Here is a 13,487-nt window from a genome sequence, read left to right on the forward strand (position 1 = left end):
CGGCAGACCAGTTCTTGCTGCGCGGAAGAGTTGTTTGTGGTGTCATGCTGGGGTGGTGCGAAGGTCTGTGGACTGGCTCCTGGCGGCCCGGTTCCAGGCCAACTGCCTCGCGCGTCCGGTGGACGAGGCCGGCCCCGGAGGGGTGGCCGACGTCGTGCGCCGGACGGGGGGACTGCAGGCGCAGACCTGGCGCGGCGCCGCGTACGCCGTCCGGGCCCGCTCGACCGCGACCACTCTCGCCGACGTGTCCCGCGCCCAGGAGACTGACCGCTCGGTGGTCCGGAGCTGGTTCATGCGCGGCACCCTCCAACTCGTCGCGACCGAGCACGCCGGCCCGTTGCTCGGGCTGCTCGGCCCGAAGCTCATCAAGGACACCGAGCGCCGGTACGGCGAACTCGGCCTGACTGCATCGATCCGCGCCGAGGCGGTCGACGTGATCGAGGCGCATCTGCTGGCTGAAGGTCCCACGGATCGCTCGGGTCTGGCCGACGTACTGGTGAAGGCGGGGCTGATCGCCTCGCCCAAGGGGCAGCAGGTGTACGCGCTGATCCGGCACGTCGGGCTGCTCGGCCGGCTGTGTTACGGACCTGGCGAGACGTGGGTTGCCGTCCGTGACTGGCTGGGGAAGCCACTTGTCCTCGACGGGGACCTCGAGGGGTTGACCCGGCTGTACTTGACGGCGTACGGCCCGGCGACTGCACGCGACTTTGCCACTTGGTCGGGACTGCCGGTGCCTGCCGCGCGGCGGGGGTTGCAGGCGGTTGCGACCGAGTCGTTCGAGGTCGAAGGAGTCGAACTGTCGGCAGTTGAGGACCTGCCGGGATCTCCGGACCTGCGGCTGCTGGGGGAGTTCGACCCCTACCTGCTCGGGTACGCCGACCGGCGGCACGCGCTGGCCGAGGAGTACCGCAAGCACATCCATCCCGGGGGCGGCATGTTGCGTCCGGCGATCGTCGAGGCCGGCCGGGTGATCGGGTCCTGGAAGCACGCGGATCTGTCCTACGAGCTGTTCGAGGGCTCAGCCGCGGCCATGGCAGGAGAGCTCGAGGACCTGGCCCGGTTCGCCGGTTGATCGTATATGCCTGATCGGGTATATATGGGGTCATGACCGAGACCTTGAGCACGGAGAACGGCCGGACGGTCCTGCGGATGCAGCGCGAGCTACGGCATCCGGTGGAGAAGGTCTGGCGGGCGATCACCGAGCCGGGGCAGCTGTCCGGGTGGTTCCCGGCCGCGGTCGAGCTGGATCTGCGGCTGGACGGAGCGGTCACCTTCACCTTCCAGGACGACCCGGACGCCCCGGTGGAGCAGCATGGTTCCGGGGTGATCCGCGCGTACGAACCACCAAGGCTGATCGAGTACACCTGGGGTGAAGAGGTGCTGCGCTGGGAGCTCGTCGCGTCCGCCGACGGGTGCACGCTGCACCTGACTGCGACCTACGACGACCGGCCGGGCTCGGCGAGCTACACCAGCGGCTGGACCTTGTGCTTCGACGCGCTGGACCACGTGCTCGGTGGATCGGCGGTCCCGGAGAAGGACTACGCCGAGCTGCACGAGCACTTCGTCAAGGTGTACGGCCTGGACCAAGGGGCCGTGGACGACGATGGTGGGATCCGGTTCGAGCGGCAGCTCGTGCGCCCGAAGGAGCTCGTCTGGCAACTGCTCGCCGGTGCCGCCACCGCGACTGTCGGAAGCACGCCGCCGGCCGGGTTCGTTGCCAAGGGCGTTGATCCCGGGACGGTCACCGAGGCGGCCGAGCCGGAGCGGTTGACCTACACCTGGTCGCAGGGCGAGGTCGGCTGGACGCTTCGGGACGGCAACGGCGGAGCCCGCCTGGTCCTGACCCAGACTGGCCCCGCCGCTGCCTACCTCGATGCCTGGCGCGACCTGATCGAGGCTCTGGGCGCCGAGCTAGTGACCCGCGACGTAAAGCCGTAGGTGCTCGGCCGTCAGGCTCGGGCTGCTCTCGACCAGGTCGGCGGGGGTACCGGTGAAGATCACCTGCCCGCCGTCGTGGCCGGCGCCCGGGCCGACGTCGATCAGCCAGTCGGCATGTGCCATCACGGCCTGGTGGTGCTCGATCACGATGACCGTGTTGCCTTCGTCGACGAGGGTGTCGAGCATCGCCAGCAGCTTGTCGACGTCCGCCAGATGCAGACCCGTCGTCGGCTCGTCGAGGATGTAGACCGACCCGGTCTTACCCATGTTGATGGCCAGCTTCAGCCGCTGCCGTTCACCGCCGGACAGGGTGGTGAGCGGCTGCCCGAGGCCGATGTACCCGAGTCCGACCGTCGACAGCCGGTCGAGGATGCTTCGGGCCGGGCCACGGGTGAAGAACTCACGGGCTTCGGTGACCGTCATCCGCAGTACCTCGCTGATGTTCTTGCCCCGCAACCGATAGGCGAGCACCTCGGGGGTGAATCGCGCGCCGTTGCAGTCCTCGCAGACCGAGGCGACTTCGGCCATCATCGCGAGGTCGGTGTAGACGAGGCCGATGCCCTTGCAGGTCTTGCAGGCGCCCACCGAGTTCGCGCTGAACAGTCCGGGCTTCACCTTGTTCGCCTTGGCGAACTCGGCCCGGATCGGATCGAGCAGCCCGGTGTAGGTCGCCGGGTTGCTGCGCTTCGATCCCCGGATCGGCTCCTGCCCGGCGACGATCACGCCGTCCCGGCCGGCCAGTGACCCGTGGATCAGTGAGCTCTTGCCGGACCCGGCGACCCCGGTGACGACGGTCAGCACCCCGAGCGGGACGTCGACACTGACGTTCTTCAGGTTGTGCAGGTTCGCGTCCTCGATCGACAGTGTGCCGGTCGGCCGCCGTACGTCGTCCCGGACGCTGACTCGGTGGTCGAGGTAACGACCGGTCAGGGTGCGCGACTTCTTCAGGCCGTCGAGGTCGCCGGCGTAGCAGAGCCGGCCACCGGCCAGACCCGCGCCCGGTCCGAGGTCGACGATGTGGTCGGCGATCCGGATCGTCTCCGGCTTGTGCTCGACCACCAGCACGGTGTTGCCCTTGTCCCGCAGTTGCAGCAGCAGGTCGTTCATCCGCTGGATGTCGTGCGGGTGCAGCCCGACGGTCGGCTCGTCGAACACGTAGGTGACATCGGCCAGGCTCGAGCCGAGGTGCCGGACCAGCTTCACCCGCTGCGCCTCGCCACCGGACAATGTCGACGACTCGCGGTCCAGGCTGAGGTAGCCGAGCCCGATCGTGACCATCGAGTCCAGCGTCTCCCGGAGTCCCTCGACCATCGGGCCGACGTTCGGGTGGTTGATGCCGGCAACGAACTCCGCGAGGTCGCTGATCTGCATCGCCGAGCACTCGGCGATCGTCCGGCCATCGACCGTGACCGACCGGGCCGCCTCGTTCAGCCGCGCGCCACCACACGCCGGGCAGGTCGCCTGACGGATCGCCCGGTCGGCGAACGCGCGCAGGTGGCTCTGCATCGAGTCGCGGTCCTTGCTGAGGAAGCTGCGCTTCAGCTTCGACACCAGGCCCTCGAAGGTCAGGTTGCTCTTGCCGACCTTGACCTTGGTGGGCTCGGAGTACAGGAACTGCTGCCAGCTGTCGGACGGGTAGTCCTTCAGCGGCAGGTCGGGGTCGAACAGGCCGGTCGTCGCCATCAGCTGCCAGTGCCAGCTGTCCACGGCGTACCCGGGGGCCTTGATCGCCCCCTGGTTGAGGGTCTTGTCCCGGTCGACGAGCTCGTCCAGCACGAACTCGGTGGTCCGGCCCAGCCCTTCGCACTCCAGGCACATCCCGTCGGCCAGGTTGAAGCTGAACGCCGACGGACCTCCGACGTACGGCGTCCCGGCCCGGCTGAACAGGATCCGCAGCATCGTGTGCGCGTCGGTCGCCGTACCGACGGTGGAGCGGGAGTTGGCGCCGATCCGCTCCTGGTCGACGATGATCGCGGCGGACAGGTTGCGCAGCGAGTCGACGTCCGGCCGGCTGCGGCTGGGCATGAAGTTCTGGACGAAGGCGGTGTAGGTCTCGTTGATCAGCCGCTGGGACTCGGCGGCGATGGTGTCGAAGACGAGGGACGACTTGCCGGAGCCGGAGACTCCGGTGAAGACGGTGAGCCGGCGCTTGGGGATGTCCAGCGAGACCCCGCTGAGGTTGTTCTCGCGGGCTCCGCGCACCTGGATGGCGTCATGACTGTCGGCGGCCGTGTGACCGGCGGTCCCGGTCGATTCGGTAGCAGGCATCCTTCAATTGTGACATTGAAGCAGTCGTAGGAACTTAGGCTGAAGATCGCGCCTGTCCGGATGCGAAAACCTTACACGCCCGACGAAGGTTTGCGGGCCAGTCGCTGGACCTGGCCGAGCAGTTCCTGCAGTTGTCCGGCCAGTACCGAGCGGTTCGCCGGAGTGAGAGATGCGACCAGTTCGGCCTCGCGGGTCAGGACCTGGTCGACGGTCCGCTCGACCAGGTCGTGACCGGCCTCGGTGAGGGTGACGAGGACCGCGCGACTGCCGTCGGACGCCGTACGGCGGGTGACCAGGCCGGACTCCTCGGCCCGCGCGACCCGCTGCGAGATCGCGCCGGCGGTGACGAGCGTACGGCGGCTCAGCTCGCGGGTCGTGAGCTCGTAGGGCTTGCCGGCCCGGCGGAGCACGCTCAGCAGGTCGAGGGTGGCCGGATCGACGCCCAGGTCGGACAGCACCCGCCGCCGGTCGTCGGCGAACAGCTTGGCCAAGCGCCACAGGGGAGTGACGATCTCGATCGAGTCCGTCGGCGTCCCGGGCCGCTCCCGCTGCCAGGCCTGCGCGATCTCGGCGGCGGGGTAGGGGCTGGGCCCGTCGAAGGGATAGCCGTCGCGTTCGGAGGTCATGGGCACCATGCTACGTTTAGACCTAAACATTTAGACCTAAACGTGAGGAGTGCGATGACTCGCACGATCGTGGTGACCGGCGGAGCGACCGGAATCGGCCGGGCGACGGCCGAGCTTTTCCGCCGTGACGGCGACGACGTGGTGATCACGGGCCGGCGGGAGGACGTGCTGGCCAAGACGGCCGCCGACCTCGGAGCCAGGGGAGTGGTGTGCGACGCGACCGACCCGGAACAGGTCGAGCGGCTGCTCGGCGAGCTGCCGGAGCGGGTCGACGTACTGGTGAACAATGCAGGCGGGAACACGGACTTCAATCGGCCGGACGGGGGACTGGCCCAGCTGAAGGCGAACTGGCTGGCCAACCTGGAGGCGAACCTGCTGAGTGCTGTGCTCACCACCACGGCGCTCGCGCCGCGTCTCACCACAGCTGTCGTGCATGTCGGCTCGATCGCCGGCGCCCGCGGGCCCGGGTCGTACGGCGCGTCCAAGGCCGGGCTGGCGATGTACAGCCTCGACGTCGCCGCCGAGCTCGGCCCGCGCGGCATCACGTCGAACGTCGTCGCGCCCGGGTTCACCGCGGACACCGAGTTCTTCCAGGGGAAGCTGACCGGCGAGCGCCGTACCCGGTTGCTGGAGGCAACGATGACGAAGCGGGAGGGAACGGTGGCCGACATCGCCGAGACGATCCGCTTCCTCGCCACGCCCGCCGCTCGCCACCTGACCGCCCAGGTCCTGCACGTGAACGGCGGCGCCCGCCCGACCAGGTGAGTTCGTGACAACGTGGTCGGGTCGTGTCTGGTGGTGCCGCGCAGTAGGCGCGGGATCACCAGACACGGCCTGAGTGTGACAATGGCGGTATGCGTGCCACCGTCAAAGATGTTGCCAAGCTGGCTGGGGTGTCCCCGAAGACGGTGTCGAACGTCATCAACGGCGTGGTGTTCGTTCGTCCGGAGACCCGGGCCCGGGTCGAGCAGGCCCTGGCCGAGCTGGACTACGTTCCGAACATGAGCGCTCGCGGCCTGCGCAACGGCCGCTCCGGGATGATCGCCCTGGCCCTGCCCGACCTGCTGCGGCCGTACTCCGCGGAGATCACGCACCTGGTCGTCGAGCTCGCCCACGAGCGCGGCTGGGGTGTGCAGATCGAGCAGACCGCGGCCGAGCCGAAGCGTGAGTTCGAGCTGCTGTCCAAGGGCCGCGCGCACCTGGTCGACGGCCTGATCCTGAACCCGGTCAACGTCGACGACAGCGCGGTGATGACCGCCGGTCCGCTACCGCCCGTCGTCCTGATCGGCGACGTCGACCAGGACGTGGTCAGCCAGGTCGCGATCGATAACGTCACCGCGGCGCGCGACATGACGAATCACCTGCTGGCGCGGGGCTGCCGCCGGATCGCCGCGGTCGGCGTGCCGGAGATCCCGCGCGGATCGAGCGGCGTGGGCGTGCTCGGGGGCACGGCGGACGCACCTGGTACGGCGGCGTCCCGGTTGCGTACGGCGGGATACCGCCAGGCGCTCGCGGAGGCCGGCGTACCGAATGATCCGGCGCTCGAGATCAACCTGGACCGGTGGCGCCCGGAGGGTGCGGCGACGGTGGTCGGGAAGTACCTGACCGAGCACGAGTTGCCGGACGCGTTCTTCTGCTTCACCGACACGGTCGCCTCCGGCACGCTGTCGGCGTTGTGGACCGCCGGGATCGACGTACCGAAGCAGACGCTGGTCGCCGGGTTCGACAACATCCTGGAGAGCCAGTTCATGATCCCGCCGCTGACGACGGTCGACTTCGACCGACGCGAGTTCGTCCGGTCCGCCCTCGACCTGCTCGCCGAGCGAATGGCGGACAAAGACGCCGCACCACGCAGAGTCATCATTCCCCACCAAATCATCAAGCGCGCCAGTACGACCCGCTAACCGAGCGTCTATACCTTGGCTCGGAATATCAAACAAACGCACAAGCCAGGCGAAAACCCATTCAGCGTGTCCGCAATTGCCTGGAACAACGTCTTCCAGCGCCGGATATCTCAATGGGACCACTGCTTTCAGTGGGCACTTGGTGTCGAAAGTTTCGGTGAACGATCAAAGCTGGACACGGGTCCCGGTACGCGGGATTCCTGTCACGATCCCTTGAAAACGCCGTCACTCTCAGCAAGGCTTCCCTGATCACTTCCGCGTCGTTTCCGGGTGCGGGAAGGACGGGGGAGTGTGCGACTGCTGTGCCGTACCTGCGTCGTTTTCGGCGCCGGTACAGGCGTCGGTGTGAGGGCAGTCGCGCCAACCGTCACTCGGGGAGAACGATGAGGAGAAGGGGGAAGTGTGTCAGCGATGACAAGGCTCGCCGAGCAGTGCCGTGATGTGAGGAGTCACGGCAACGCAGGTCTCGGACGGGCTTCGATCCAACCGGCGGTGTGCACCGGCATCCACGAGGTGAGCTCGTCGATCCCGTCGGTGCAGCCGCGACGCGTGGCGGTGCTGAGGTTGAGCAACGGAATGACCACCACGCTGCGACTCGGCCACGGCGCTCCGGCTCCGGAGCAGGGCGCCACCGTGTTCGTGCGGGGTGGCCGGGGCATGGGTGATCAGCCCGCCTCAGGTGGGGTCATCCTCGCGTCGGGCGACCCCCACTGAAGACCAGGGCCCCGTGAAGGGCTGAGTCAGTGACTCGCCGGTCTCAGGTGTCAACGCCCAGCTGAGGCCGGCAAGTCCCTGGAGCAGCCCTACTTCTCTTCCGGCATCGGGTCGGTGAACGAACGGATCTCGATCGGCGAGTACGGCGCCTCCGGCAGCCGGGCCGCGATCTCCACCGCCCGCTCCGGGCTGCAGTCGACCAGGTAGTAGCCGGCCAGCACCTCCTTCGCCTCGGTGAAAGGCCCGTCGGTGACGGCCGGCACTCCGTCGCTGACCCGGACCACCCGGGCGTTCGCGGTGGTCAGGCCGAGGCCGTCGATGAACTCGCCGTTCGCCTTCAGCTCCTCGGTGAGCTTGCGGTGCTGGTCGAGCACCCCGTCGATGCCGAGCGCCTGCAGGGTGTCCCAGGTCTCGGTGTTGCCGTAGATCAACAGCATGTACTTCATCACTACCTCCGGTTCCGGTTCCCTGGGTACGTCGGAGCGCCCGTGCCAACTTCGACACGGGCGCTTCCACGCTACTCAGTCACCAGGTCGCGCCGGCAGGCTCCCGGGTGGTGGTGTTGATCCGGTTGAACATGTTGGTGAGCGCGATCATCAGGATGATCGCGGCCAGCTGGGTCTCGTCGAAGTGCTTGGCCGCCTCGGCCCAGATCTCGTCGGTCACCGAGCCCGGCCGGTCGGCGATCCGGGTCGCGGCCTCGGCCAGGGCGAGCGCGGCCCGCTCCGCGTCGGTGAACAGGTCGCACTCGCGCCACGCGACGACCTGGTGCAGTCTTTCGTCGGTCTCGCCGTTCTTCACCGCCGACTTCACGCCGCCGAACACACACGGACCACAGCCGTTGATCTGGCTGGCCCGCAGGTGCACGAGCTCGAGCGTCGTGGCCGGGACACCGCCCTGGTGGACGGCCTTGAAGATGTTCTGGACGCCCTTGGTCGCGTCCGGCAGCAGCATCGCGGGGTTCGTCATCCGTGCAGTCATGGGAGGGTCTCCATCAGTGAGGTTTTGTTGTCTTCACCCTCCTGACGGAGCCTGGCCGGACAATGTGACACGAGCGGCCAGCAGATCTTGCTCGAGTCGTTCCGCCACCGGTACGGCGGGATCGGAGTACTGCCCGGTCAGGCAGATCGGCCCGGTCCACCCGAGTCGCCGCAACGTGGCGAAGACGACCGACCAGTCGGACATCCCTTCGTCGGCCTGCACGAAGTACGTCTTCCACCCGGCGTCGGTGCGGATGTACTTGGCGTTCTTCAGGTTCACGATGCCGAGCCGGTCCGCGCCGAGCTCGAGGGTGACGGCCGGGTCGTCACCGGCCAGCGCGTCGTGGGCCGCGTCCCACACCAGCTTGAACTGCTCGGGCAGTCCGTCGAGCAGTTGCAGCACGCCGAGCGTCGACGGCACGAACCGCCCGTGATGCGGCTGGATGCCGACCTGGACGTCGTACTGCGCGGTCAGTACGGCGGCTTCCTCGAGCAGCTCGCGGGTTCGTCGTACCGAGGCCGCGTAACCGTCGGGACCCAGCTCGGCCATGATCCGGATCATCGGGACGCCGGCCTGGGCGCACGCGGCGAAGACGCGCTCGGTCAGCTCGCTCGCGACGCTGATCGGTTCGATGCCTTCGGCCCGCAACTGCTCCGAGAACTTCGGCAGCTCGGCCTCGGCGGTGGCCGGGGTGACGTAGGCGGTGTCGCGGACCGGAATCTCGGCGCCGGTGAAGCCGAGTCCGGCGACCAGCCGTCCGAGCTCGTCACCGGGCAACTCCGACCACGGTTTGGTGAAGACGGACCACGTGTGAGTCATGTGTCAGCGGCCTCCCAGCCCGCTCATGGTGATGCCTCTTACGAACCAGCGTTGGGTCAGGAAGAAGATGATGATCAACGGGACGGTGGTGACGGTCGCTGCCATCAGCAACAGGTTCCATTGGGTGCCGTTGGTGTCCTGGAACACCTGCAGGCCGACGGACGCCGTACGGGTCGCGTCGCTGTTGGAGATGATGAGCGGCCAGAGCAGGTTGTTCCACTGGCCGATGAACTTGAACACCGCCAACGTCGCGATCGCCGGCACGGCCAGCGGGACGATGATCCGGACGAACGCCTGCCAGCGGTTCGCGCCGTCCAGCCGGGCGGCCTCCTCGTAGTCGCGCGGGATGCCGAGGAAGAACTGCCGGAGCAGGAACACGCCGATCGCGGTGAACGCGTGCGGCAGGATCATCCCCGGCCAGGTGTCGATGCCGTGCAGCTTCGCGACCAGTACGAACTGCGGGATCAGCGTGACCTGCGACGGGATCATCAAGGTGGCCAGGTAGATCCCGAACAGCCAGCTCCGGCCCGGGAAGTTCAGCCGGGCGAACGCGTACGCCGCCAGCGCTGCGGTGATCGTCTCGAGCAGAGTCGTTCCGGCGGCGAAGTAGACGGTGTTGAGCAGGTACTTGCCGAGCGGCACCAGGTCGAAGGCCCGGGTCAGGTTCTCGGGGTGCCACGTGCTCGGCCAGAACGACGGTTTCGCGGCCATCGACTCGCCGTCGGACTGGAACCCGACGAGCACCATCATCACGACCGGGATCAGCGTGATCGCGGTGACCAGGAAGCAGGTGAACACCACCAACCGGCGGCGGAGATCAGTTGTCATAGTGCACAAGCCTCCGCTGGAAGACGAACTGGGTGGCGGTGATCAGGACGATGAACGCGAACAGGACCAGCGACTGAGCGGCGGCGTACCCCTGGTCGTAGTTCTCGAAGCCGGTCCGGTAGATGTACATGACCAGCGTCGTGGTGCGGGTGCCCGGACCACCGTTGGTCATGATCAGCGCCTGGTCGAAGACCTGGAACGAGCCGATGACCGAGGTCACGATCACGAAGAACAGCGCCGGTGACAGCATCGGCAGGGTCACGTTGCGGAAGCTCTGCCAGGTCGAGCTCCCGTCCACCCGGGCCGCCTCGTACAGCTGCTGCGGGATCGCCTGCAGGCCGGCCAGGAACACCACCATGCCGAACCCGAAGCTCTTCCACACACTCATCGCGACCAGCGCCGGCATCGCCCAGGTGTCCGAGATCAGCCAGGCCGGCCCGTTGATCCCGAACCACCCGAGCACGGCGTTCACCAGGCCGTCGTGCGGGATGTAGAGCCAGATCCAGACGAACGCGACCGCGACCGTGATGGTTGCGTACGGCAACAGCAGGAGCGACCGGAAGACCGCGACCCGGCGCAGCCCTTGGTTGAGCAGTAGCGCCAGTAGGAGGCTGACCAGGATCGTCAGGGGCACGCTCAGGAAGGTGAAGTAGACCGTGTTGCCGAGCGCGGACCAGAAGGTCGGGTCGGGGCCGAGGCGGGCGAAGTTGCTCAGCCCGGCCCAGGTCGGCGCGCTGAACAGGTTCCAGTCGAGCAGCGAGATGACGCCGGCCGCGACGACCGGTCCGGCGGTGAAGGTCAGGAAGCCGATCAGGCTGGGCAGGATGAAGAGCCAGGCGGTCAGCGATTCGCGGTTCCGCCAGCGTGGTGTCGGTTTCGAGGCCGGACGTGGTGGCGCGGTCGCGGCCGGGGCAGTCGCAGTATCGACAGCCATGGGTGGTCACCCCTTCCTGGCAGTGGCTTGGCGGATGTTGTCCTGGTGCTGCCGCATCAGTACGTCGAGACGCGGGGTCAACCCGCTGATCGCGTCGGCGACGGTGACCTGGCCGAGGAACGTCCTGGGCAGGTCCTGGCCGAGCAGTTGCTTGACCTGGTTCCAGTTCGTGGTGACGTCGAACGCATGGCCGCCGGCGACCTTGCCGGCCAGGATCTGCTGGACGATGCCGAGGTTGTCCGGCGGCGGCTGGAACGCGCTGCCGGCGCTGAGCCGGGCCGGGTTGTTCCGGCCGGCCCTGGCGTAGATGTCGAGCGCGCCGGTGCTGGTCAGCGTCTTCAGCAACTTCCAGGCCAGGTCCAGGTCGGCACCTTCGCGCACCCCCGATGGAATCGCGAAGCTGGACCCGGACACCCGCGGCGTGCTGCCGACCGCGCCGGCCGGGAACGGGATGATGTCCCAGTCGAACTTGGCCTTGCGCACGTTGACCACCTGCCACGGCCCGTTCTGCATGAAGGCGACGTTGCCCTCCATGAAGTTGGACAGTGAGCTCTCGGTGACCAGGTTCTTGATCGGCGGCGTGACCTTGTCCTTCACGAACAGGTCGATGACGAACTGCAGCGCCTCCATCGCCTCCGGGTCGCCGAGCGTGCTGCGGGTCGCCTGCTCGTTCATCACGTTGCCGCCGGCGCAGTAGATCCACGACACCAGGTCGTCGATGGCCGGCGCGCAGGTGAACCCGTACTGGTCCGGCGGCTCGGTCAGCTCGATCGCGAGCTCGCGGAACGTTGCCCACGACATCGGCTCGGTGCGGGACGGCAGGTCCACTCCGGCCTTCTGCAGCAGGGTCTTGTTGTAGTACATGACCGTCGGCGCGACGTCGAAGCCGATCGCGTAGGTCTTGCTGTTGAAGCTCGAGATCCGGCGGCTCGGCTGGTAGAAGTCGTCCGGGTCGAAGTCCGGATCGGCCTCGATCAGGTCGTCGAGCGGCCGGTGCGCGCCCCGGGCGGCGTACGTCGGGATCAGCGTGCCGTTGATCGCGGTCACCAGGCTCGCCGTGCCGCTGACGAGCTGCAGGTCGAGTTTGGTCGGATATCCGTTGGACGGGGTCAGGGTCGGGACGGACTTCACCTTCAGCTCTTGCTCGACGTACTTGCTGAAGTCCTCCCAGACCTTCTTCTCCGCGGCGCTGCTGGACCACATCGCCCACGTCGCGGCGCCGGGCGGTGGACCGGACGAGCAGCCGGCCACCACCGCGCCCACTCCGGCCAGGCCGGTGAGTTCGAGGAAGCTGCGGCGGGACAGCCACTTCTGCATGGCTTCTCCTCAGCTGTATTCGAGGTCGATCGACTCGGCGCGGATGCGGTCCTCGTCGACCTGGACGCCCAACCCGGGGGCGGTGGGGACCGTGGCGACGGCCTTGGTGATGGTCAGCCCGTCGACGTACAGGTCGGACAGCAACTCCGGCCCGTTCAGCTCGGCAGGCAGGGCGAGGTCGAGCTGGCTGAACACGTGCAGCGCGGCCGCGAACGCGACCCCGCAGTCGGTGAGGCCGCTGGCCAGGATCTCGAGACCGCCGGCCAGGGCGGTCTGGGCGGTTTTCAGGGCGTTGCGCAGGCCGCCGGACTTGCAGACCTTGACGACGACCAGGTCGGCGGCCTCCAGCCGGATCGCCCGGGCCAGGTCCTGGGCGGAGAAGCTGCCCTCGTCGATCGCGATCGGCAGGTCGATCAGTCCGCGCAGCCGCTGCATCGCGAGCGTGTCGGTGCTCGGCACCGGCTGCTCGATGCAGTGGATCGTGCGGATTCCCGCCGTACGGTCGCGGAGCTGCTTCAGCAGGCTGGGACGGTAGGACTGGTTCGCGTCGAGCCACAGCGGCTTGCCGTCGGCCACCTCGGCGACGGTCTCGATCGCGGCGGTGTCCGCGTCCAGGTCACCACCGATCTTCACCTTGTACGCCGAGTAGTCCGACGACTGGAGGGCGTGCTCGCGGACAGCGTCGGAGTCGCCGACGCCTATCGCCGAGCAGAGCGGGATCTCGTCGTACACCTTGCCGCCGAGCAGTGCGTGCACGGGGACGCCGGCCAGCTTGCCGGCCGCGTCGTGCATCGCGACGTCGACGGCGGCGCGGGCGAACGGGAAGCCGTTCGACACCGAGGGGCTGAGGCGCTTGGCGGCGCGTTGGTGGAACAGTTCGACGTCGAACGGCGTGAGCTCGAGCAGGATCGGCGCGAGGTGCCGCTTGATCACCACGGCCATCGTCTCGGCGGTCTCGTAGCTCCAGCTCGGCAACGCGCGCTGCTCACCCCAGCCGACCACGCCGTCCTCGGTGGTCAGCTTGACGAAGACGACCGCGGTGGCCTGGTCCGGCCGTTCGCCGGGTGAACCGACCGCTCCGCTGCCGAGGACGAACCGGCGCGCGAACGGGACCGCGACCGGGACGACCTCGACCTGAGTGATCCGGGACATGAGCGT

At 68.0% G+C, this 13,487-nt stretch carries 14 protein-coding genes; 5 read left to right on the plus strand and 9 right to left on the minus strand.

Annotated features, from left to right (window positions below):
* Positions 1–55 precede the first annotated feature (55 nt).
* Complete coding sequence (locus tag ACIBGM_RS42590) at positions 56–1,072, plus strand: winged helix DNA-binding domain-containing protein (protein WP_360520050.1); 1,017 nt, start codon at positions 56–58, stop codon at positions 1,070–1,072.
* Between the two features lie 32 nt (positions 1,073–1,104).
* Entirely contained in the window at positions 1,105–1,938 is an 834-nt protein-coding gene (locus ACIBGM_RS42595) for an SRPBCC family protein (protein WP_360520052.1), read from the plus strand.
* On the opposite strand, the gene ACIBGM_RS42600 is transcribed toward ACIBGM_RS42595, so the two are convergent.
* A complete protein-coding gene (locus tag ACIBGM_RS42600) occupies positions 1,912–4,206 on the minus strand; it encodes an ATP-binding cassette domain-containing protein (protein ID WP_396388794.1) in 2,295 nt (764 codons plus the stop codon). The two genes, ACIBGM_RS42595 and ACIBGM_RS42600, sit on opposite strands and share 27 nt — an antisense overlap.
* Positions 4,207–4,277: 71 nt before the next feature.
* Positions 4,278–4,832, minus strand: a complete 555-nt coding sequence (locus ACIBGM_RS42605; protein ID WP_360520056.1) for a MarR family transcriptional regulator — start codon at positions 4,830–4,832, stop codon at positions 4,278–4,280.
* Between the two features lie 54 nt (positions 4,833–4,886).
* Between ACIBGM_RS42605 and ACIBGM_RS42610 the strand changes: the two genes are divergently transcribed.
* The 3 genes from ACIBGM_RS42610 to ACIBGM_RS42620 all read left to right on the plus strand — a co-directional run bounded on the left by ACIBGM_RS42610 (position 4,887) and on the right by ACIBGM_RS42620 (position 7,450).
* Positions 4,887–5,597 (plus strand): SDR family oxidoreductase, encoded by a 711-nt coding sequence (locus tag ACIBGM_RS42610; protein WP_360520058.1) that lies wholly within the window; start codon positions 4,887–4,889, stop codon positions 5,595–5,597.
* 89 nt (positions 5,598–5,686) lie between these two features.
* Positions 5,687–6,736 carry a LacI family DNA-binding transcriptional regulator gene (locus tag ACIBGM_RS42615; RefSeq protein ID WP_360520060.1) on the plus strand — a complete coding sequence of 350 codons (1,050 nt, stop codon included), beginning with the start codon at positions 5,687–5,689 and terminating at the stop codon, positions 6,734–6,736.
* 576 nt (positions 6,737–7,312) lie between these two features.
* Entirely contained in the window at positions 7,313–7,450 is a 138-nt protein-coding gene (locus ACIBGM_RS42620) for a hypothetical protein (protein WP_396388795.1), read from the plus strand.
* 89 nt (positions 7,451–7,539) lie between these two features.
* Here ACIBGM_RS42620 and ACIBGM_RS42625 read toward each other — a convergent pair whose 3' ends face one another.
* From ACIBGM_RS42625 to ACIBGM_RS42655, 7 genes are all read right to left on the minus strand, one after another.
* Entirely contained in the window at positions 7,540–7,896 is a 357-nt protein-coding gene (locus ACIBGM_RS42625; RefSeq protein ID WP_360520064.1) for a YciI family protein, read from the minus strand.
* A 79-nt stretch (positions 7,897–7,975) separates the two neighbouring features.
* Positions 7,976–8,431, minus strand: coding sequence for a carboxymuconolactone decarboxylase family protein (locus ACIBGM_RS42630; protein WP_360520066.1), 456 nt, complete (start codon positions 8,429–8,431; stop codon positions 7,976–7,978).
* Between the two features lie 33 nt (positions 8,432–8,464).
* Positions 8,465–9,250: a sugar phosphate isomerase/epimerase family protein gene (locus ACIBGM_RS42635; RefSeq protein WP_396388796.1), complete on the minus strand. Its 786-nt coding sequence runs from the start codon at positions 9,248–9,250 to the stop codon at positions 8,465–8,467.
* Positions 9,251–9,253: 3 nt separating this feature from the next.
* A complete protein-coding gene (locus tag ACIBGM_RS42640; protein WP_360520070.1) occupies positions 9,254–10,078 on the minus strand; it encodes a carbohydrate ABC transporter permease in 825 nt (274 codons plus the stop codon).
* Positions 10,068–11,012, minus strand: coding sequence for a sugar ABC transporter permease (locus ACIBGM_RS42645; protein WP_360520072.1), 945 nt, complete (start codon positions 11,010–11,012; stop codon positions 10,068–10,070). Before ACIBGM_RS42645 ends, ACIBGM_RS42640 begins: the two co-directional genes overlap by 11 nt.
* A 6-nt stretch (positions 11,013–11,018) precedes the next feature.
* Positions 11,019–12,329 carry an ABC transporter substrate-binding protein gene (locus tag ACIBGM_RS42650; RefSeq protein ID WP_396388797.1) on the minus strand — a complete coding sequence of 437 codons (1,311 nt, stop codon included), beginning with the start codon at positions 12,327–12,329 and terminating at the stop codon, positions 11,019–11,021.
* Positions 12,330–12,338: 9 nt separating this feature from the next.
* A complete protein-coding gene (locus ACIBGM_RS42655; protein WP_396388798.1) occupies positions 12,339–13,481 on the minus strand; it encodes a mandelate racemase/muconate lactonizing enzyme family protein in 1,143 nt (380 codons plus the stop codon).
* Positions 13,482–13,487: the final 6 nt, after the last annotated feature.

Origin of the sequence: Kribbella sp. NPDC050470, assembly GCF_044458365.1 — a bacterium.
Lineage (GTDB): Bacteria > Actinomycetota > Actinomycetes > Propionibacteriales > Kribbellaceae > Kribbella.

Bases quoted from the DNA above. Each gene is read 5' to 3' on its own strand.
- ACIBGM_RS42650 (WP_396388797.1), bottom strand. From the start codon at position 12,329: ATGCAGAAGTGGCTGTCCCGCCGCAGCTTCCTCGAACTCACCGGCCTG.
- ACIBGM_RS42610 (WP_360520058.1), top strand. From the start codon at position 4,887: ATGACTCGCACGATCGTGGTGACCGGCGGAGCGACCGGAATCGGCCGG.
- ACIBGM_RS42635 (WP_396388796.1), bottom strand. From the start codon at position 9,250: ATGACTCACACGTGGTCCGTCTTCACCAAACCGTGGTCGGAGTTGCCC.
- ACIBGM_RS42630 (WP_360520066.1), bottom strand. From the start codon at position 8,431: ATGACTGCACGGATGACGAACCCCGCGATGCTGCTGCCGGACGCGACC.
- ACIBGM_RS42645 (WP_360520072.1), bottom strand. From the start codon at position 11,012: ATGGCTGTCGATACTGCGACTGCCCCGGCCGCGACCGCGCCACCACGT.
- ACIBGM_RS42620 (WP_396388795.1), top strand. From the start codon at position 7,313: ATGACCACCACGCTGCGACTCGGCCACGGCGCTCCGGCTCCGGAGCAG.
- ACIBGM_RS42615 (WP_360520060.1), top strand. From the start codon at position 5,687: ATGCGTGCCACCGTCAAAGATGTTGCCAAGCTGGCTGGGGTGTCCCCG.
- ACIBGM_RS42605 (WP_360520056.1), bottom strand. From the start codon at position 4,832: ATGACCTCCGAACGCGACGGCTATCCCTTCGACGGGCCCAGCCCCTAC.
- ACIBGM_RS42595 (WP_360520052.1), top strand. From the start codon at position 1,105: ATGACCGAGACCTTGAGCACGGAGAACGGCCGGACGGTCCTGCGGATG.
- ACIBGM_RS42640 (WP_360520070.1), bottom strand. From the start codon at position 10,078: ATGACAACTGATCTCCGCCGCCGGTTGGTGGTGTTCACCTGCTTCCTG.
- ACIBGM_RS42655 (WP_396388798.1), bottom strand. From the start codon at position 13,481: ATGTCCCGGATCACTCAGGTCGAGGTCGTCCCGGTCGCGGTCCCGTTC.
- ACIBGM_RS42625 (WP_360520064.1), bottom strand. From the start codon at position 7,896: ATGAAGTACATGCTGTTGATCTACGGCAACACCGAGACCTGGGACACC.
- ACIBGM_RS42600 (WP_396388794.1), bottom strand. From the start codon at position 4,206: ATGCCTGCTACCGAATCGACCGGGACCGCCGGTCACACGGCCGCCGAC.